The sequence below is a fragment of the Pleionea mediterranea genome (assembly GCF_003148745.1).
Lineage (GTDB): Bacteria > Pseudomonadota > Gammaproteobacteria > Enterobacterales > Kangiellaceae > Pleionea > Pleionea mediterranea.
The window spans coordinates 132128-153437 of record NZ_QGGU01000011.1 but is presented as its reverse complement, the minus strand read 5'-3'; the positions used below and the strand labels follow the sequence as shown (position 1 = coordinate 153437).

Here is a 21310-nt window from a genome sequence, read left to right as displayed (position 1 = left end):
AAAAAAGAGCCGGTGAGTGAATGGGTTGATGTGCTTAGGGAAAAGCCTGCAATGGAAGCCATCTGCCGGGCAGTGGCAAAAGTGTCTAAAGTAGATTTAAAATCGATAGTGGACGGCCATAACAGCCGGTTGCGTAAAAATCAGCCGAGGAAGTTGGCTATGTATTTATGTCAAATGTTATCGGATGAAAAGTTAGCTAATATTGCGGAATATTTTGGTTTAAAAAGTGTCGGCAGTGTCTGCCCTGCTATAAGTGAGATGAAGAAGCTAGAAGAAAAAGGGGAGATGGGTAAGGTGCTTAATCAAGTGTATCGAACACTTAATATAAAGAAATAAACCTGACCCCTTTGCCTTTCACTTAATATAAAGAAATAAACCTGACCCCTTTGCCTTTCATATTAGCTTGATGCCTTTTTTTAACGAGAAAAAAGCAGCTGTAAGAATTTGGTATGTTACTAACTACAAAGGCGAAAGAAATTTATATAATAAGGATATTTGATGGTGACCGCGACCCCCTTGGTGGAAGACTGCGAAAGAGAGTACTTTGTCTTTAACGGTAAGAGCTATGAACATAAATATGTTGTAGGGAATAATGAGTTTATCGATTCGACGCTAGAAGGCTTTGATAAACAATCAGATAAAACTAAATTCATCTTGGATAAGTTTTTATGAGTCTTCAGAAGTCTATTATGTTGACACTGTTAAGCATTATTCTGCAATTGCAGTTTAGTACATTCTATTCACGAAAATAAGAGTTTTATACGTAATTGCTAATAAGGATGATTCTAAATCTTGCTTTGTATATCTACATTTGAGAATATAGCGATTAATGCCTTTTGATTTCAAACAAAACGGCCAATATAACTATTTGGATTCTATTATAAATCAATAAAATAAAGGAATAGCGTATGAGTTTTACTTTTGCCATCAATGATGTAAATTCTTTGTCTTTCAAACGATTAATTGAAGTGTTGGGTATAAATGACCTGCAGTTTGTCGACTCTCACAAAAAACCTGAAAACGATCTTTGGCCAGATGGTTTTACTTATGTTTTTCGAAATAAACAGTCCGCCAGACCTCTTGAGGTGGATTATGAAAACAAACGTGTCGGAGTTCGAGTGTTTACTGGTAGTTCAGTTGAAGATCATCAACTTGCTATCGATTTGACGAAAGCAATAGCCAAATTGAATAACTCTTCTATCACTCCAGAAGATAATGAAAAGTTGTCATTGACTGAGTTTTCTAGTGAGTATGGTAGTGAGTGGGCGAAAGAAAGTGCTTATCGATCTGTTGAGTCGATTATTTCGTTTCAACAAAAGAAAAATCAGGCTTGTATGATCAATGGTGTATATTCTGAAATGGAGGTTGGTGATCGATTAGTGAAGCAACTGATGTCAGATAAAGAAAGTATGCATCAAGAGTTTTTTGAGCGACTAAAGAAATTAAATTATCTTTCGGACGACGACGTTTTTGAAAGTAATAACCTTGTTCTTCAGAATGAAGATGGAACACGAAATGTACGAATGGCCGTATACCCTAAAAATATTGCAACTTTGATATTTGATAAAAACACTTTGGTTACGGTTGCAGATGATTTACAAAATGAAAATCAGGAAAGTGATTCTCCAGTTGTGACTGTCGAACAACTGTCAGAGTTAGTAGGTGAGCAGGCTAAATGGTTGAGTGAGCGGGTTTTACTACTTCCAGAGATATCGGGGGATGATTGGGAAAGATTAATTAGCAAGGCTGAGTCTGTCTCCATAAAAGATATTTTTGAGTATGGGTATGACTGTGGGAACGACCAATTTGCATCAAAAGAAAGGTTATCAGATAAACTTACAGAGGAAGATATTGAGGTTTTAATTTATGCACCTGTTGTATCATTCTGTATGGTTGCCATGGCCGATGGAAAGGTTGACAACAAAGAAGTTAAAGCGTTTCAAACTGAATTAGCTAAAGGAATTGTCACCGATAGCGAACTGATGATGTACATAATTACTAATGTCATATCACGTTTCGATAGTCTAATTATAGATATATTTGAAGCAAAGGTTGATTTAAGAGAAATTCTTCAACAAATTAACCATGTGGTTAATCAAAAGCTTTCAAAAGAAGACGGAAATAAGTTTAAGGTTGCAATGCTGGAAATTGGTAAGAATGTTGCTGAAGCTTCGGGAGGATTTTTAGGATTTTTTGGAAGTAAGATTAGTAAAGAAGAAGAACGAGCCTTAAGTGCATTAGTTATTGCTTTGGGTATCGAGCTTTAGCTTTCGGTTGATTTCTGGGCGTTTGTTACGCCCTTCAGTAAACTTAAAACCCGGATTGCACTCGGGTTTTAATGCCCCAAGGGGGATTCGTCAGAACCAGACCCTTTGGATGACCCCGAGCCTTAAACTGAAAGTCGCGATTGAACTCAGGTTATAAAAATCATTGTTGTGGTCACACTCAACTCTGAAGTGGCTATGCAAAAACCTTCTAAGCAGTTTAGCTTCATAAGGAGGATGTGGTTTTATGAGAAATTTGATTGTTATATTATTGATATTTTCTCAACCTATATTTAGTTGTGAAAAAATTGCTTTTAATAAAGAAAAGGAAGATACGCTATTTATAGGTATGAAGAATTTAAGTAAAGAACTAGATATCTATAATTGCTCTAAAAAAGATAACCCTAGTACATTTGAGGATGCCTCCAAGATAATTGAAAGTGGTCTAAGTGTAGAAGTTTTGGAGCAGGTAAAAGAAAAAGGAGCTTTTAATATAAGCTTCAAAGGTTACACAAATCCTTTTCAAGATTTGGTTGATTATTTTTACAACAAATGGAAGTTAAATGATAATTCTGAGTTAATTAAGAAGGCTAAGGAAAAGGGGCTTTATATTAGTAAATCATACTTTTTTAAGGTGTTGCTTGAGGAGTCAGCAAGGCGAAAATTTGGCCTCGATAGTAATTTATCATTTGAAGTTATGAATGCTAGATTAATTAGTGAAGATAAAAAGTTGGATCATGAAAAGATAGGCTTTCCATGTAAAAAACCTAGTTTTAGATATAATAAAAAGCAACTTTTTGAGTCGAAAACTGGTTATGTCAGATGGACGTATATGAATAAATGTAACATTGAGTTTGTATATTTATTCGAAATAGGATGGATCCCTCTTCAGTCAACTGGCTTTGTAAAAAAATGATGAAGTATACAGAAAGCATAAGAGCAAGATGTTAATGGGGCAGGTCTTGTATTCCCATGCTGCTGTGAACAGCTTGCGTGTTGCCTAAAGAGGGACTCATCCAGCAAATGATAACAATTGCTTGCCTAGTCGGATGAGTTGGTTGGGCGAATGAAACATCATTTATTTCATAGGGTTATGTGATTTTCAATAGATAGTATTAATACTTTTCCTTTAAGGGTCTATCTAAAGCACTAATAAAGGTGCTATTTTAAGTGCTGTTAAAGTTTTTTAATGTGTGAGGCTTATAATGGCTACAATTGAAATTTTGACTGATCGTATTATGCCGATCAGTGATGTAAAGAAAAATCCTATGTCGCTTGCTGAGTCAACGAAAGAGAAAGCTGTTGCTGTACTGAATAGAAATAAGCCTGTGATGTACTGTTTATCACCAGAAGCTTTTGAGTCTATGCTCGATCAGATAGAAGATGCCAAGCTTGCTAAGCTAGCGCTTGAACGTCTGAATGACGGTCAAAAATCTGTGAGCGTTGATCTCGATGAGTTATAAGCTTGAGTTTCATCCGAAAGCATTAAAGGAATTCAAAAAGCTCGACGCTGTGATCAAAGAGAAGTTCAAAAAGAAATTAAAACAGCGACTGGAATAACTATGGGGTCAAGCAGATTGAATATAGTAAGCAGCGACAATGAAGAAGTTGTTTAAGCAGGACAAGAAGTGGGAGAGGCTAAGGAAGCAGGCTTTGCGAACTTTAAATTATATACAGCCGACCTGATCCCACTTATCTTTTCTGACCCCTTATATTGCAAAAAGAGTATTGCGGAAGTTGAATGTGTGGTGGAAGTATGAGTGATGATGAATTTAAAAGTGTTAGCGAACGTTTAAAAGAAAAGAAAGCTAAAAAACTGGAGGCGCTTAAGCGGGCAAAGGAAGAGCAAGAGTTTTTAAAATCTTGGTTAGTTGATGATTCTGATTGGGTATCAGAGCGCAAACGCAAGTGGTTAAGTATGCATAAAAGGTTGAAACAACTTTTTTTTCTGGATAAATATAATATTGAAACTTGTAAAAACTACTTTATGGCCGGAAAGGAAGCTTTTGCATTAAGCAGCTGTCGAGGTGGTTTTTGGTTAGAGTTCTGGTTGCATCCAGAGCATACTCTGAAAAATTTTAATAAAATTAAAATAAAATATATTAAAAATAATATGCAAAATAAAATACATTCTCATTCACGTGAATTTCTTTATTTTATGGAAGGGATTGAATATTGTGATCGAGACAAAAAGGATTATGTTTTAAAGTTTGAAGGAGACTCGTTTTTTGATGGCTTGGAAGATTTGTTTTGGGAAGAGCTGGTGCCAAAACAGTTTGAAGGTGAAAAAGCATTCCAAAGTGACTGTGATTTACTTAATTTTGCTAAAGAGAAATCGAGAAGAATGACTGCTAAATTTCATGCGTATTTGTCTGCAAGTTCGCTAATAGAGGCAAATATTATTAAGTATAGAGTTCCATATTGGGCGGGTGCTTTTAAGTTAGGTTATGAATCTCTACCTGAAGAGTGGCGTAGCTTCATCCCATTGGTTGATAAGATATGTGACCAGCCTTATGATTATCATCCACTTCAAGTTAAAGTTGCAAGTGAAATTAGCGATGTATTTAATGAGCCAGATATATTAGATGGAGCAAAAGTCGATATTGAGAAGGCCCGTAAATGTGAGCTTTAGTTTTTTTGGTGATGTTTTGTGGAAATATATTTAAATGTTTATTTTTCTTTTAGTGAAAAAGAGCAGAAAGATCATGTTTTAAGATATTTGTTAGAAGAATCTCGGCCACAGTTTGAAGATGATGTGCCGGTTACAGAAGTAAGCTTATTCGAGTTGTTTGAAACAACAGGTTGTGGTGAGCATATCGAAATATCTGAACTAGAGTCTTTGTGTGTATTTGAGGGGGATGAAGCAGATGATATGCTTTATCGTATTCCAAAATTACTGAGTTATTTCAATGTTCCACTTTCGGGCGCATTTATTGGTGCAGAGGATTGTGAGCGCGAATATTTTGTTTTTGAAGGGAAGCGTTATCACCAAGTGTATGTAGCAGGAGAGAGTGAAGAAATAGACTCATCGTTAGATAGCATGTATACGAAATCAGAAGTAATTAAGTTTATCCTTGAGAAGTTTATATGAATTACTTTCAATCCATAAAATGAAAAAATAAGTAAGATGGTAAGGGGCAAGTCGGTTGAATGTAGTTTAAGTGAAAAAGTAAGCGGGCAAGCTGATCTTCCTCCAATTTAACGGTCATTAATTGAATCTAATAGGAGAACAAATAATGTTCAAAAGAAGACCCTGTCGAAAACTTACCAAAGATTTAAACTACAAGCTATTCGTTTAGCTGAATAGGGTTAAAAGAGAACATGATGCCGTTTATAAACCAGTAAGTTCAAGAGTTAAATAATTCTTTAGTCCTTCTAGCTCAACTTTGCCCCGCTGTTTTTTTAACTGCTTTATAAAGATCTCCCTTCTTTACTAATCACTCAGTTCTGACTATTACTGTCCTTACATCTGCTTACTTAAAACCACTAAATGACAGCCGTATATTGCAAAGCGTCATAAACAAATGGAATGATAATTTACTTTGTTCAAGGTCAATTTTGTTTTCGTCTGGTGGTTGTAGTGGCTACTAACTGTCTGTTTTAAAATAATAAAACCATTAATGCAGTGTGTTAAATGAATGCTCTATTATGTATAGTGTTGACAGCGTTGTCATAAACTTACCTTAAATCGATTATCGGCTATTGCAATAGCGTTCATTTCTGTGTAATGTTTTGGAAAACATAATGACAACGCTGTCATATAATAGCGGTAAGGGACAGTGTTATTTAACAATAACTAAGACAATAAGAGGGATAGGCTGATGAGAGGTCCTCATTTTAAGAAGAAGTTGCTGCCAAGTTTGGTGGCAATGTCTTTGGCGGGCATAACGGGGGCAGGTTTTTCTGCGGAAGATGAGTCTGACAGTGACAAACAGACGCTAAAAGATGAAAAGTCTGGCGTAACGATTACGGTAACAGGGTTAAGAGAAAGTCTTAAACGTAACCTGGCCGATAAGCGTGATGCTAATGCGGTGGTGGATGTTATTACTGCGCAGGATATTGGAAAGTTTCCTGATAAAAATATTGCCGAATCATTGCAACGTGTACCCGGAGTCACCATTAACCGCGGATTTGCCGGTGAAGGTAATGAAGTATCCATTCGTGGTGTTGATCCACAGTTAACGCAAACCTTGGTTAATGGTCAGTTTGTTGCTTCCACCAGTTGGTTTTCTTTGGCGTTTAACCGCCGCAGTTTTAATATGGATTTAATGCCATCTGAACTGGTTCAGTCGGTTGTTGTGTATAAATCACCGGTGGCCGAGCTGGATGAAGGCGGTGTGGGCGGAACGGTTATGCTTAATACCCGTAAGCCGCTCGATCTGGATCCTAAAACTCTTTATGCCTCGGTCGAGACCATGAAAAATTCTCTCGACAGTGATACCGCAACTTCCGCAAACGGTTTATTCAGTTGGAAAAATGAAGATTCCACGTTTGGTATTTTGGCGACGGTTTCACAAGCCAATACCATTGGTCGTGGTAATAAAGCCGAAAACTATTGGGAAGAAGCCTGGGCAGCATCGGGTATTGCACAATTTCGACAAGATCGAGAACGCGATACCTTTGATATTAATGCGCAGTTTGCACCCACTGATCGGTTAAGTTTTGGCTTGCATCATTTTAATACGACTCTGGATGCCACCAACACCAATCAAAACTTCTTATTGTTTGGTGGCTGTTGCGATACGGCTTCCGGTCAGTCGACATTTACCAACGGCAGTGCCACCGTATCACCAACAACAGGAATTCCCATGGCGGGAACATTAACCGGCGGTAGTGGAAATCCCGGTTGGGCTGGTTGGTTATTGGCGCAAGATGTAAACAGTCGCCGTCCTGAAATTGAAAGTGATTTAACCGACTTTACCGTTGATTATGAAGGGAACGGTTATCGGGCGCATGTGTCCGTTGGACGCACCACGGCTAATGGCGGTAACGGTGGAAACATCAATTCTTTATGGGGCATTGATGACGACGACGCGCGCTGGGTGGAAAATGGCGGCAATCTTTCTGTCGATTTTGATTTTCTTCGCGATACCGGTTTTTATTTTAATGTGAATAATCTGGATATGGCGGATCCCGACTGGCAAACCAACCGGGCCATTTCGCTCAGTGAAACACGATTATGGGATGAAGAAGACTGGCTGCAATTTGATATTGATTTTGATGTGGAGTGGGGCGCGTTTGACACCATCAAGGCCGGATTTAAAACGCGCGATCATGTGTTTGGTAAGTCGCAAATTAACTCAACGGTGGATCAGGCGGCGGTGATGAGTGCCGGATCTACCTTGGGAAGCTCGGGTTATTTTGGCGGTGTGATAGGTATTGATAGTGGCGTGTTAGCGGCAGGATCGGATATGCAAATTGCCGAAGTTGACGCCAGTTTTGATGCCGCCGTTCGGGCCAATGTTACGGGCAGCGAGTTTCTTTACGCCGCGTTTGGCGAAGTGGAAGAACAAATCACCGCATTTTATGTTCAGGGTGACTTCTTCGGTGATCGCTATCGAGGTAATGTTGGACTGCGTTATGTTACAACCGACGTAAAGGGTTCAACTTATTCTTCCCCTACGGATGCCGATTCTTACTTTTCACGTGAAGCGGATTATTCCGATGTTTTACCGAGTATCAATTTTGCCTATAACCTTAGCGATGAAATGATCTTCCGTACATCGGCTGCAAAAGTGATCAGTCGACCCGCTTATGGCACCGTTAATCCGGCGTTATCGGGGATTAACCCAACTGCCAATACGGCATCATCCGGAAACGTGGGTATCGATCCTTTCCGTGCCAATCAGCTTGACGCTGGTATCGAATACTATTTTGATGACAATAACTTTTTAGGCGCCGCATTGTTTTACAAAGACATAGAGTCATTTGTATCCAGTGGAACCACTCAGGCGTTGGTGTATGAACCGAATGGTGATCAAGGGGCACCCAATGATTTAGAGACCTATACACTCACCGTACCTGTTCAAGGTGAAGGTGGCCATGTGCAGGGACTGGAACTGAATTATCAGCAGATGTTCGGCAATTTTGGTTTGTTGGCTAACGTGACCATCTCAGACAGCGAAGGAAAAACAGACAGTGGCGATACTTTCTCGCTGCCGGGTCAATCGGATCTGTCCTATAACCTAACCGGTTTTTATCAAACCGAAGTTATTGAGGCTCGACTGGCTTACACATTCCGTGATGAATTTTTAGCGGAAGGTACTGCGATTGGTGGTGCACTCGATACCTTTGATGAGCAAGCCTTTCTGGATTTGAGTGTGACCTGGCATGCAACCGATATTGTTGATTTGTCATTTCAAGGCGTCAACTTAACCGATGAAGTCTCGGTTCAGCGACACAACCCGGCGGCTTCGCTTGGGAGCAATCGTGTTACCACGGTTAATGGCTCCCGTTATTATTTAAAAGCATCTGTTCGCTTTTAAACCCTGGTCAGGGGCTGTATATGCAGCCCCTTTTTTTCGGTTTCACAGCTGAAAGGATTCCTTTTATACTCAAAATCTATCAGGTATTAACTTCAGGCAGTGGACGGCGGATCAGCGATGAGTAATCAATTAACAGAACAAGTGGTGATTGTGGGTGGAGGGACCGCCGGTTGGCTGACGGCGGCCAAGTTGGCCAAGCACTTACACACTTCTCAGCCAGCTAATTCATCACAACCGAAAGCTGTTCAAGTGACATTGATTGAATCGCCAGATATTCCGACCATTGGTGTGGGTGAAGGCACATGGCCCACCATGCGTAAAACCTTAATGGATCTGGGGATCAATGAAAGTGAGTTTATGGCTTATTGTCAGGCGACGTTTAAACAGGGAACACAGTTTATTCATTGGCGACAGGAACCCTTGGCAAGCCAGTCTGAAAATAGTTTCGATAATACTTTAAATAACACATTCGACAACTCTTTCGATAACTCTAACCAATACTTTCATATGTTCAGCTCTGCGCTTGATCCGGCCGACTTTAATTTATCGCCTTACTGGTTGGCGGGAGTGGCTGGTAATGACATGCCCTTTGCGGACGCCGTCAGCGCACAAGCCAGTGTTTGTCGAAATGGTCTGGCGCCAAAAAAAATTATCCAACGACAATACGATGGCGCACTTAATTACGCCTATCATCTGGATGCCGGAAAATTTGCCAACTTTTTAATGACATTTGCCACTGAAAAACTGGGCGTCAAATTAGTGCGTGCCAATGTGGTGTCGGTTAATCAAAACGAACAGGGCGATATTGCATCGGTTGTTCTGGATAGCAGCGAAACAATTGCAGGTGATTTATTTGTTGATTGTAGTGGCTTTAAAAGTTTGTTGTTAGGCGAAGCGCTTGGTGTGGAGTTTGTATCGGTTGACAATACATTATTGACCGATTCTGCAGTGGCGATTCAGGTGCCTTACGACAATGAGCAAGAAGCCATTGCTTGCCACACCAAATCCACAGCACAAAATGCTGGCTGGGTATGGGATATTGGTTTGTATAATCGTCGTGGCACCGGCTTTGTTTATTCGTCGAATCACATCAGTGATGATGAAGCAGAACAATGTTTGCGTGATTATTTAGGTGAACGTTCAAACAAAGCCATTACTCAACTCAGTGCGAAAAAATTATCCATGAATGTGGGCTATCGTAAACAGCACTGGCATCGAAACTGTGTTGCCATTGGTTTATCGGCAGCCTTTGTAGAACCTCTGGAAGCCTCGGCTATTTTTTTGATTGAAGCTGCGGGTAATATGCTGGTGGATATGTTTCCGGCCGATAGAGCGGCAATGGATTATTGTTCGCGGCGATTTAATGACTCATTGTTAAAGCGGTGGCGTAAGACCATCGATTTTATCAAGTTGCACTACTTATTGTCTCAGCGACAAACCAGCTTCTGGAAAGATAACCGAATGGATTCAACCATACCTGAGTCGTTAAAAGAAAGAGTTGAGCACTGGCGATTTAATCCGGTGAGCAAGTACGATTTTGATAATGTTTTTGAGCCATTTCCGCAAGAGAGTTATCACTATGTGCTTTATGGTATGGGGCTTAGACATATCGACAGCGACAATAATCGGGTGCCAGGCGATTTAAACTACGCACAACAGTCGTTTCAGGAGATCCAGAAATTTACGGAGCATTTGTTAAAAACCTTACCGGATCATAGGGCATTATTAACCAAGGTTTATCAGTACGGCTTTCAGGCCGTTTAATGGAAAAAGGCATAACAGAGCTATTTGCAAAACAAAGCTATTTACAAAACAAAACTATTTACAAAAAAACTATTCACTAAATAAAAATAATTTAAAAAGTCATAACTATTTAAAAAATAATTACTATTTAAAATAATTAACAATCACAAATACAGGTCAGATAATGAGTTCAATTAAACCACTGGATCAAACGCTGCATCAAACGGTCATCGTTCAACGGGATAACCATTATCCACATATGGCAAAGCAACACATTGCACCTTTGGTGCTGCACGAGTATTCATTGGCGCAACAGGATTACCCCATTGTATTTGTTAAGGATACGGAAACCGGACAATTTCGTTCAGTAGCTTTGCTTGGGCTACAGGCGGGCGTGAATGTTTTTTATTCCGATCTGGGCTGGCAGGCGGATTATATACCCGAAATTATGCAGCTTTACCCGTTTGCTTTATCGGTTAATCCGGATGGTCAGGGTATGAGTACTTTGTGTCTTGATTTTGACTCGCCTTGTGTCAGTGAGGTCGATGCAAACTCAAATGGCGAAAGCCAGGGCCAGCGATTATTTAATGATGATGGCTCACAATCAGAGTTTACACAAACCATCGGTCAGCAACTGGTGGAACATCACAATAAGCAAGTCTATACCGATGAGTTTATACAATGCCTGATCGATCACCAGTTGTTGTTGGAGCAAACGCTTTCGGTAAAACTTAAGTCAGAATCTTTTGAAGTGAGTGGCATTTATATTATTAACGAAAGTGCGTTAAATGATTTATCGGAAAGTGACTTTATTGCCATGCGGCAAAAAGGTTATCTGGTTCCCATTTATGCTGCGTTAATGTCGCTATCGCGAATGAATGTTGTGACTGAAAAATTAAATTTATTGCATGAGTCGCTGTAATGACCAACAGTATCAACCGTGTATTGATTGTTGGAGGAGGAACCGCGGGCTGGTTAACGGCTGGCATACTGGCAAATCAATTAAACTCTAACGATCCTCAGGCCGTACAGGTAACCTTGGTGGAGTCGCCAAACATTCCTATCTTAGGGGTTGGAGAGGGCACCTGGCCAAATTTACGAGCAACCTTGCAAAAGCTCGGTGTGGATGAAACTGAGTTTATGCGTCAGTGTGATGCAACCTTTAAGCAGGGCTCGGAATTTATCAACTGGATGCAGCCAAAAGAGGATAAGACTCATCGATATTTTCATCCTCTTAACGCTGTATACCATGCCGCTTATGATATTAATTTGGCGCCATATTGGTTACAAGGACAGGCTGGCGACGGTGTTGGTTATGATCAGGCCGTTGCTACGCAGGCTGCTGTGTGTCGTGCTGGTCTTGCACCGAAAAAAATAACGACACCTGCTTATGAAGCGATCCAGAATTACGCCTATCATTTAAATGCAAACAAGTTTGCCAGTTTTTTAGCCGAGCATTGCACCTCGCGGTTAGGCGTTAAACATATTTTGGCTAATGTTACTCAGGTGTCGGTATCGGAAACCGGCTGGATTGAGTCGGTGTCTACCGATAAGGATGAGGTGATCCATGCCGACTTTTTTATAGATTGTTCGGGCAGTAAAGGGTTATTAATTGAACAGGCTTTGCAGGTTTCGTGGCATTCTATTTCTGACTGTATTTTTAATGATACGGCGATGGCCATTCAGGTACCTAATGAGTCTGATAACTGCCCCATAGCGACTCACACCATGGCAACCGCAACCGACTCCGGCTGGATTTGGGATATAGGATTGCAACACCGCCGTGGTATTGGGCATGTGTACTCCAGTCACCATTGTTCCGATGATATGGCAGAAACCGCACTGAGAAATTACATCGGCGATAAAGCCGACGAACTGTCGGTTCGGAAAATAAAAATGAAGACCGGCTACCGTGATACTTTCTGGAAAAATAATTGTGTGGCGATTGGCATGTCGGCTGCTTTTATTGAACCTCTGGAAGCGTCGGCAATCTTTCTGACCGATGCTGCCGCTACTATGTTGGCGGAGCAGTTTCCTCGAAATATTGAATCAGTGCCATTGGTGTGTAAAAAGTTTAACCAGACTTTTCAGCTACGTTGGGAAAAAACACTGGACTTTATAAAGCTGCATTATTGTATATCGGATCGACGAGACTCTCGTTACTGGATTGATAATTGTCAGCAGGCGTCCATACCTGAGTCATTGCAACAAAAGTTAGCTCACTGGCGGTATCATCCACCAAGTAAGTACGATTTTGAATACGCGTTTGAGCCTTTTGTGCTGGACAGTTATTTATTTGTGCTTTATGGCATGAATTTCCCTACCGATATCCGTCACAACCTGTCGTCTTATCCTGATACGGAGTCTGCAAAGCAACATTTTTCCAATATCCAGACAATGGGTGAACGACTTAAACGTGAGTTACCAAGCCAGCGCGAGTTGGTGAGTAAAGTGTATCAATTTGGATTTCAATCATTATGACCTTCATGAAGCAAGTTATTAGAAGCACTCGCAAAAATGCTGCACATGATAAGGCAGCGTTAAGTTACAAATCAAAACACTCATTTACTGCGTTTAAACAGTGCCTTCCCGTCAACAATATTCTTGTTGCACCTTCGCTTGCTATTGCTGAAATGGCTTCTAAGAAAATAATTAATTTATTTAAATTTAAACGCATTTTATCGTTGTTTTTTATTGTTCTAATCAGTTCTTGCGCAGATTCGGCGGATACTTTATCAAAAGACTCATCAATAAAAGCCTCGGCGACTATTTTAAATCAGAAAGAACTTAAGCAGTTTGCCAATGAGTTATCGGTGCAATATAACATTGTTGAAAATCAACCAGAGGGAAAGTGTAATAAAAAATACGCAGAAGGCAATTGCTTCTTAGTAGAGATTACTCTTACATACCCAGAAACCATTTACGCTGATAATTGGGCCATTTATTTTAGCCACATAGCACCGGCTCGATCATCAAGCAGCCATGGGTTAACACTGAAACACGTAAACGGCGACTTACATCGTATAACGCCTTCTAAACAGTTTTCTAGCTTAAGTCCTGAGCCTGTTTCGGTTTCATTTTTGGCTGACTTTTGGCATTTATCCAACTCGGATGTTATGCCGAATTACTTTGTTGTGGTTAATGATTTGAAGCCAGAGATTATTGCCAATACCAATGAAGCTAATAAAGAGTTTTTGGTGAAACAGGGAGAGTGGTTTTTTGGCGGTGTGCCAGATAAGCCAGAATATTTATTACGAGGTGACAAGGATAAAACCCGGATCAGCAGCGCATCTTTTCTTTATCATCAATACAATAGTCAGTATGAACAACAAGCCAAACAACAAAGCAGCTGGAAACAGCGCATCATTCCTAAGCCGTATCAATCGAACTTTTCTGCAACGGAATCACTTTCGCTGACACAAGGTATTTATCTGCAACAAAATGACTTTGATCCAAGGTTGAATCAGGCTGATGATGAAAATGCAGTCGCAATCTCACCTAATGTTAAGGTTAAAGTTAAAATAGCTCATGCTATCAATCGACTGGCACAGATCGGTGTTAAGCAGAGTGAACAAGGCGTACCGGTAACTATCCGGCGAAGCAGTGAAAAAAGTGCTCACCCCGAAAGCTATCAATTGTCGATAGATAAAAATAATATCGATATTTTAGCACCAAACGCCAGTGGTGCTTTTTACGCATTAATGTCACTGGCCAGTTTACTTGATCCAGAGACAAAAACTGTTGCAACAGGAAGCGTTCAAGATAAACCCCGATTTGATTTTCGGGGTATGCACCTGGATATTGCTCGCAACTTTCATCAGGTTACTTTAATCAATAAGTTACTCGATCAAATGAGTGCGTATAAGTTAAACAAACTGCATCTGCACTTAGCGGATGACGAAGGCTGGCGTGTTGCGATAAGAGGCTTACCGGAGCTAACCGACATAGGTGGCTTTCGCTGTTTTGATTTAACAGAAACTCGTTGTCTGTTACCGCAGTTGGGCAGTGGTCCTTTTCGTAACACAAGTGTTAATGGTTTTTTAAACGAAGCCGAGTATAAAGCCATTTTGATTGCCGCAGCCGAGAGGAACATTGAGGTTATTCCTTCGTTTGATATGCCGGGGCATTCACGTGCGGCAGTAAAAGCTATGGAAGCCCGTTTTCAAAATTATAAAGCGAAAGGCGAGTTATCAAAAGCCACCGAATTTTTATTAACGGACCGTCAGGACACTACTGAGTACGAGTCGGTTCAGTATTATCACGACAACACAATTAATGTTTGCCAACCGTCGACGTATCGATTTGTGTTTAAAGTAATTGATGAAGTAAAACGAATGCACCAGGAGGCGGGCGTTCCCTTAAATCGATATCATATTGGCGCCGATGAAACTGCGGGTGCCTGGAAACAGTCACCCGTGTGTCAGCGTTTGATAGCAGAAACAAGTTCCCTTAATAGTGTTGATGACTTAACGGGATATTTTATCGAAAAAGTTGCCAAATATTTAAGTCAAAAGCAAATTATTGCTGCAGGCTGGAGCGACGGTATGAAACTGGTTGATGATTCCAATATGCCAAAACCAGTGCAGGTAAATGAGTGGTCCACTTTGTTTTGGGGAGGGCATCGTTCTGCGCATCAGTTAGTGAATGACGATTGGCAAGTGGTGATCTCATCGCCGGATGTACTGTATTTTGATTTTCTTTACGAGGTGGATGCGAAAGAACCAGGGTATTACTGGGCTTCCCGGCGCAGCAACAGTCAGAAAGTGTTTCAGTTTATGCCCGATAATTTACCGGCGCATGCAGAAATATGGCAAGACCGTTCCGGGTATGCGTATCAGGCTGATGATCGTCCATCCTCCAGCAACCCAGTTAATCAGCCGATAGTAAAAGGCAAACGAGTATATGGAATTCAGGGGCAATTCTGGAGTGAGTCGATCCGTGCTGACGCTCAGGTTGAGTATATGATATTTCCGCGTTTGCTGGCTCTGGCAGAACGTGCCTGGCATAAAGCTGACTGGGAATTGCTTTATCACCATCAGGGGCGGCTCTATTCGCAAAACAGCGAATATTTTACCGGGTCTCATCAACGGGCTCGCGAACTAGACTGGCTCGTGTTTCGTGACGCTGTTGGTTATAAAGAGTTATTAAAACTCGATGCAGCGAATATTGCTTATCGTCTGCCGGGTGTTGGGGCAATTCGTCATAACCATCAGTTGTTAGTGAACAGCGAGTTTCCGGGAGTTACCGTTGAAGTAAAGCCGGATGAAAACGCCCCATGGCAAGCCTATTCTCCTGATGTGACAGTAACGGACACGGCGTTGATCCGGGCACGCTCGGCTGATGGACAGCGAACTGGCAGAGCGATTCCTGTGGAAACGAGATAAAACCAGTGGTGGGTATGAGATCCTGAGTTTCAGAGATCTTGAGTTTAAGAGCTCCTGAGTATCAGAGTTCAGGTTAAATAATTTATTTAACACAAATCAACCACGCAAGTTTTAGTTGGAAAGGGATTGCTGCTTCAGAGTGTGAATAAACAAAGAATGTTGGTTATTTTAAAGAATTTAATGACAGCGCTGTCATAATTGTTTAGACTGAATATAGCTATAACATCACGCAAATTTATATTATGAAAACAGTTGAACAAAAAAGGTTGTTTGAATGGCATTAAAGGGTGAGCCAAAATCTACTCTGTATGTTGGTATCGATGGCGGCGGCAGCAAGTGTCGGGCGATAGTGTATTCAACCACTCATGGTGTGTTGGGTGATGGATTATCTGGTCCGGCAAATCCATTTCAGGATTTTGAACTGGCAATAAAATCCATTACGGAAGCATCAATGCAGGCAGCCATTAAAGTCGGGTTTAATTATTCTGACTTAGGCGATATGACGGCAGGCATTGCGTTAGCTGGTGTAAATATTCCTTCTGTTTTCAACGCCATGCAGCACTGGAAGAGCCCGTTTAAACAGCATCTGGTGTTAACTGATCTTCATGCAGCTTGTCTTGGGGCACACAGCGGTGGTGATGGTGCGGTTATTATTGCCGGAACCGGTTCTTGCGGTTACGCATCGGTTAACGGTCAGTCATTAACCATTGGTGCCCATGGTTTTCCTCATGGGGATAAAGGCAGTGGCGCCTGGATTGGATTGCAGGCGGTAGAGCATTGCTTATTAGCTATGGACCAACTGGGGCAGGATAGTATATTACGTCAAAAAATAGCCGCCGATAATCCATTGGATCTGGTTAGTAAAGTATCCGGTCAACCACCAAGGTTTTACGCCCGCCTTGCGCCTCTGGTTTTTGAGGCGGCTGAAGAAGGCGATGTTATTGCTCAAAACATTCTACAGGAAGCGGGTGATTACCTATCTCAGGTTGGTGAAAAATTGTTGTCATTAAATCCACCAAAGCTGACATTAATTGGCGGAATTACTGCCCGTATTCTGCCCTATTTAACATCTAAAGTGCGCAATAAAATTACCGATGCCGAACATCCGCCAGAAATAGGTGCCATTCTTTATGCGCAAAACAAAATAAACGCTGACACACAGAACCGTAAAACAAACGATCATTCTGCAAGTGGTTAAGTGTAGGCTGCATTGTTTATAAATTAAAATATGAGCAAACATAAATCTTTTAAAAGTATACGCTTTAGAAACTCGAAACTCGAAACTCGAAACTCGAAACTCGAAACTCGAAACTCGAAACTCGAAACTCGAAACTATAGTGCAAACTGTTAGGTTACCCGTATGACAAAACCATCGTTAATGTTAAAAGAAGCTTCGGAAACACCGCAGCGAGTATTGGAGCAACATAAAGATATTGCTGAATTTCTGCGAGTTGTTGCGAGTATTAAGCAATTTAACCCTAAGTTTGTGATGATTGTGGGGCGTGGATCTTCGGATCATGCCGGAGTATTTGCCAAATATTTGTTTGAAATTGAGCTGGGTATTCCAACTTTTGCCGCAGCGCCTTCGGTGGCCAGCATTTATCAACGGGATCTAATTCTTGATGGTGGTTTGGTTGTGGTGATATCACAATCAGGTCGTAGCCCGGATATTATTAACCAGATCCGGCAGGCGAAAAAATCGGGTGCGATGATATTGGCGTTAGTGAATGATGAATCATCGCCACTGAAAGACATTGTTGATCACTTTATTCCTTTAAAAGCAGAAAAAGAACAATCAGTCGCGGCAACAAAAAGCTATCTTTTGACCTTGTCTGCATTGTTAATGCTTGTGGCCTGTTGGAGTGAGTCATCATCATTGAAGGCTGAATTAAAAAAATTGCCTGATATTTTGTCTGATGCAATAGAATCAGCTCCGCAGCTATCAGCCGAGTCGTTAACTGGGGTGAAACATCTGGTGGTGGTTGGCCGTGGTTTGGGCTATGCCATTGCAAAAGAGATTGCTTTAAAGTTAAAAGAAGTGTGCGGGATCCACGCTGAGGCCTTTTCCAGCGCAGAATTTTTGCATGGGCCGGTAACTCTGGTTGCGAATAAATTGACCATGATAAATGTCGCGGTAAACGATGAGTCCTACAAGGCGCACATGGAACAAATCGAAGAGTTTAAACGAAGAGGTGCAACAATTATTCATTTAATGCAAACGACTGAGTCGTTACCAAAAAGGTTGGCCCCACTTGCGCTGCTTCAGCGATTTTATATTGATATAGAAACGGTTGCACAATCAATCGGTCGAAATCCGGATGAGCCAGAAGGATTAAAAAAAGTGACGGAAACACTCTAAATGTCAAAACAGCTTATTATCGCGGATAACATTTTTGATGGTGAAAATTTTCATCATAAGGCCGGATTATTAATTAACAATGACTGCATTGAAGCCATTGTGTCTGCCGATGAACTTTCCATGCTTGGTGCTTCTGTATCAAAACAGACGGTACCAGGTTTGCTAGCTCCCGGCTTTATTGATACGCAAGTGAATGGCGGCGGAGGCATATTATTTAACCATCAAACATCCCGTGATGATCTTAACAAGCTTTGTAAAACTCATTTAAGTTTTGGCACAACCGCTATGCTGCCCACCATCATCACGGATCATTTTGATGTTATGAAGCAGGCAGCGGACACTCTGGCTCAGGCTATTAATGAACAAAAAAGCAATATTGAGAACAACATTGTCGGCATCCATTTTGAAGGTCCGGGTATTTCTGTCAACAAGAAAGGTACGCATTGTCAGAGTCGAATTCGGCCGTTAACCGATCAGGAACTTGAGTTATTCGCGCGACAGGATATAGGGCAGGTGGTGGTTACATTAGCGCCAGAAGTGGTGCCAGCAGAACAAATAAAATGGTTAACGCAACATAATGTGAAAGTGTCATTGGGTCATACCAATGCCAGTTATGAAGTCGCAAAACAAGCTTTTGATATTGGTGCCAATGGCGCTACCCATTTATTTAATGCCATGTCGGCATTGAATGCGCGTGCACCCGGAGTGGTGGGGGCCGCATTACTGGATGACGATGTTTTTTGCGGCATCATAGTTGACGGTCATCATGTACACGCTGCAAGTTTAAAGCTTGCTATTAAGACAAAAGGCATAGAGCAATTGATGCTGGTGACAGATGCAATGGCTCTGGCCGGTTCGGATAAAACCGAGGTCGATTTTTTTGACCGTAAAATTTATCGACACGGCGATAAATTGACGTCATCTACCGGAGAGCTTGCAGGGTCAACATTAACCATGGATGTTGCGATCAAAAATGCCACTAAAACACTGGCTATTAAGTTAAGCGATGCACTTGTTATGGCAGCGGCCACGCCAGCTAAATTTTTAGGATTGGATAATCGTTATGGAAAGTTACTGCCAGGTTATTTTGCAAATGTCGTTGCATTAAATGATAACAAAGATGTAACCCATGTCTGGTTAAAGGGTAAGCTTGTAAAGTGATTCTGAAAAGTAACTCTGAAAAATAATTCTGAAAAATTACTGAATAGTTTAAAACATAATTAAAATATATAAATGAAAGCAATAATAATGAATAAAGAGGACCAGTAATGCAGGAAAGTGAATTTAGTTTAGCGATAATTGATTACGTTATCATTGTCGGTTTTATTTTGTCGATTACTTTACTTGGTCTTTACTTTAGTAAACGAGCCAGTAAAAGTACCAGTGATTTTTTTCTTGGTGGTCGTAGTCTTCCCTGGTGGCTGGCAGGTACATCCATGGTGGCAACCACATTTGCAGCTGACACTCCATTGGCCGTTACAGAGCTGATCCGTCAAAGCGGTATAGCCGGTAACTGGATGTGGTGGAATATGTTGGCTGGAGGAATGTTAACAACATTTTTCTTTGCCCGTTATTGGCGACGGGCCAACATCATCACCGATGTTGAACTGATTAACATTCGATACTCCGGTAAAGAGGCGCGGTTTTTACGCGGGTTTCGTGCGGTGTATATGGGCATGTTTATTAATGCTCTGGTGATCAGCTGGGTAAACCTGGCTCTGATTACATTGCTTCAGGTGTTTTTTGGTATTTCGCCCGCCGAGTCACTCTGGTATGCACTTGGTGCAATGTTGATCGTTTATCTTTATTCCGGATTTTCAGGATTACTGGGCGTTGTTTATACGGATTTTGTGCAGTTTATTGTCGCGATGACCGGAAGCATTATATTGGCCGTATTGGTTGTTAATTCCGATCAGGTCGGAGGCATCGATGGATTAAAAGCGGCATTACCAAAAGAATCATTAAGCTTCTTCCCAACCATTACCGGTGAAGATGGTTCGGCCGGTACCGTATTGGCGTTAGGTTTGGGTAGCTTTCTTGCGATGATTTTATTGCCCTGGTGGAACAGTTGGTATCCCGGAGCTGAACCCGGCGGTGGTGGTTACGTTGCGCAGCGCATGATGAGCGCAAAGGATGAAAAAAATGCGGTTTACGCCAATTTATATTTTCAAATTGCTCATTATTGCATTCGCCCCTGGCCCTGGGTTTTGGTTGGCTTAAGTGCGCTGGTGTTGTACCCGGATATTACCGAAGCCAGAATGGGGTATGTGCTGGCAATGAAAGACTTTTTACCGGTTGGTTTTAAAGGCTTATTGCTGGCTGCTTTTTTTGCCGCCTATATGAGCACAACGGCGTCACAGCTTAACTGGGGAACCAGTTACATTATTAACGATTTTTATAAACCCTTTATCAAGCCAGATGCGAATGAACGACAACTGGTTATCACTTCCCGAATTGCTGTGTTTGTTATGATTCTGGTGGCTTTATTTGTGACATCGAAAGTGCAATCCATAGCCGGGGTTTGGAACTTTTTATTGCAAACAGGTGCTGGTTTAGGTCTTGTATTAATCTTACGCTGGTATTGGTGGCGGGTAAGTGCCTGGAGTGAAATAGCCGCAACCATAGCGCCGTTTGTCGGTTATTCATTTACCCAGTTTGTATTGGCGCCTTATGTGGATGAATCCTGGGGTAAACCCATTATAGAAGATCCCAGTGGCTTTGTTTTTACATTGGTGTTTACTGCCGTAGTATGGCTGACGGTTACGTTTTTAACGCCGGCAACGGATAAGCAGGTATTAAAAGATTTTTATCAACGTATTAAACCTGCTGGCAACTGGAAACCCTTTGTTGAGCCGGGCGAACCAAAAAATGGCAGTATGTGGCAGCTGTTGGTTTGTTGGTTGAGTGCCATTGCCATGGCTTACAGTATTTTGTTTACTACGGGAAGCCTTGTGTTTAAAGAGTGGAGCGATGCCTTGATGTACTTTTCGATATTTGTGGTGTCGACGCTGCTGGTCAAATATTTTTCTTCACGCATAAAAATATTTGAATAAAATAATGTATTTAGATTACGGC

15 protein-coding genes are annotated in these 21310 nt (G+C 41.3%); all 15 read left to right on the top strand.

Going from position 1 to position 21310, the window contains the following annotated elements; genetic code table 11:
- The coding region (locus C8D97_RS15115; protein ID WP_210204964.1) for a helix-turn-helix domain-containing protein at positions 1-336 on the top strand (336 nt) is incomplete at its 5' end.
- 572 nt (positions 337-908) lie between these two features.
- Positions 909-2267 (top strand): DUF4299 family protein, encoded by a 1359-nt coding sequence (locus C8D97_RS15110; protein WP_109764634.1) that lies wholly within the window; start codon positions 909-911, stop codon positions 2265-2267.
- 244 nt (positions 2268-2511) lie between these two features.
- Entirely contained in the window at positions 2512-3180 is a 669-nt protein-coding gene (locus C8D97_RS15105; RefSeq protein WP_109764633.1) for a hypothetical protein, read from the top strand.
- Between the two features lie 289 nt (positions 3181-3469).
- Entirely contained in the window at positions 3470-3727 is a 258-nt protein-coding gene (locus C8D97_RS15100; RefSeq protein WP_109764632.1) for a type II toxin-antitoxin system Phd/YefM family antitoxin, read from the top strand.
- A 293-nt stretch (positions 3728-4020) separates the two neighbouring features.
- Positions 4021-4896: a hypothetical protein gene (locus C8D97_RS15090; RefSeq protein ID WP_109764631.1), complete on the top strand. Its 876-nt coding sequence runs from the start codon at positions 4021-4023 to the stop codon at positions 4894-4896.
- Between the two features lie 18 nt (positions 4897-4914).
- Positions 4915-5355 carry a hypothetical protein gene (locus tag C8D97_RS15085; protein WP_109764630.1) on the top strand — a complete coding sequence of 147 codons (441 nt, stop codon included), beginning with the start codon at positions 4915-4917 and terminating at the stop codon, positions 5353-5355.
- A 730-nt stretch (positions 5356-6085) separates the two neighbouring features.
- Positions 6086-8749, top strand: a complete 2664-nt coding sequence (locus C8D97_RS15080; protein WP_109764629.1) for a TonB-dependent receptor — start codon at positions 6086-6088, stop codon at positions 8747-8749.
- A gap of 117 nt (positions 8750-8866) precedes the next feature.
- Positions 8867-10513 carry a tryptophan halogenase family protein gene (locus C8D97_RS15075; protein WP_109764628.1) on the top strand — a complete coding sequence of 549 codons (1647 nt, stop codon included), beginning with the start codon at positions 8867-8869 and terminating at the stop codon, positions 10511-10513.
- A gap of 163 nt (positions 10514-10676) precedes the next feature.
- Positions 10677-11414, top strand: coding sequence for a SapC family protein (locus tag C8D97_RS15070; RefSeq protein WP_109764627.1), 738 nt, complete (start codon positions 10677-10679; stop codon positions 11412-11414).
- Positions 11414-12973 carry a tryptophan halogenase family protein gene (locus tag C8D97_RS15065; RefSeq protein ID WP_109764626.1) on the top strand — a complete coding sequence of 520 codons (1560 nt, stop codon included), beginning with the start codon at positions 11414-11416 and terminating at the stop codon, positions 12971-12973. The genes C8D97_RS15070 and C8D97_RS15065 overlap by 1 nt, the downstream gene beginning before the upstream one ends.
- Positions 12974-12978: 5 nt before the next feature.
- Positions 12979-15876, top strand: a complete 2898-nt coding sequence (locus C8D97_RS15060) for a family 20 glycosylhydrolase (protein WP_210204963.1) — start codon at positions 12979-12981, stop codon at positions 15874-15876.
- A 274-nt stretch (positions 15877-16150) separates the two neighbouring features.
- Positions 16151-17074: an N-acetylglucosamine kinase gene (nagK, locus tag C8D97_RS15055; protein WP_109764624.1), complete on the top strand. Its 924-nt coding sequence runs from the start codon at positions 16151-16153 to the stop codon at positions 17072-17074.
- Positions 17075-17236: 162 nt separating this feature from the next.
- A complete protein-coding gene (gene nagB-II / locus C8D97_RS15050) occupies positions 17237-18235 on the top strand; it encodes a glucosamine-6-phosphate deaminase NagB-II (protein WP_109764623.1) in 999 nt (332 codons plus the stop codon).
- Positions 18236-19396, top strand: a complete 1161-nt coding sequence (nagA, locus tag C8D97_RS15045; RefSeq protein WP_109764622.1) for an N-acetylglucosamine-6-phosphate deacetylase — start codon at positions 18236-18238, stop codon at positions 19394-19396.
- Between the two features lie 107 nt (positions 19397-19503).
- Entirely contained in the window at positions 19504-21288 is a 1785-nt protein-coding gene (locus C8D97_RS15040; protein WP_109764621.1) for a sodium:solute symporter family protein, read from the top strand.
- Positions 21289-21310: the final 22 nt, after the last annotated feature.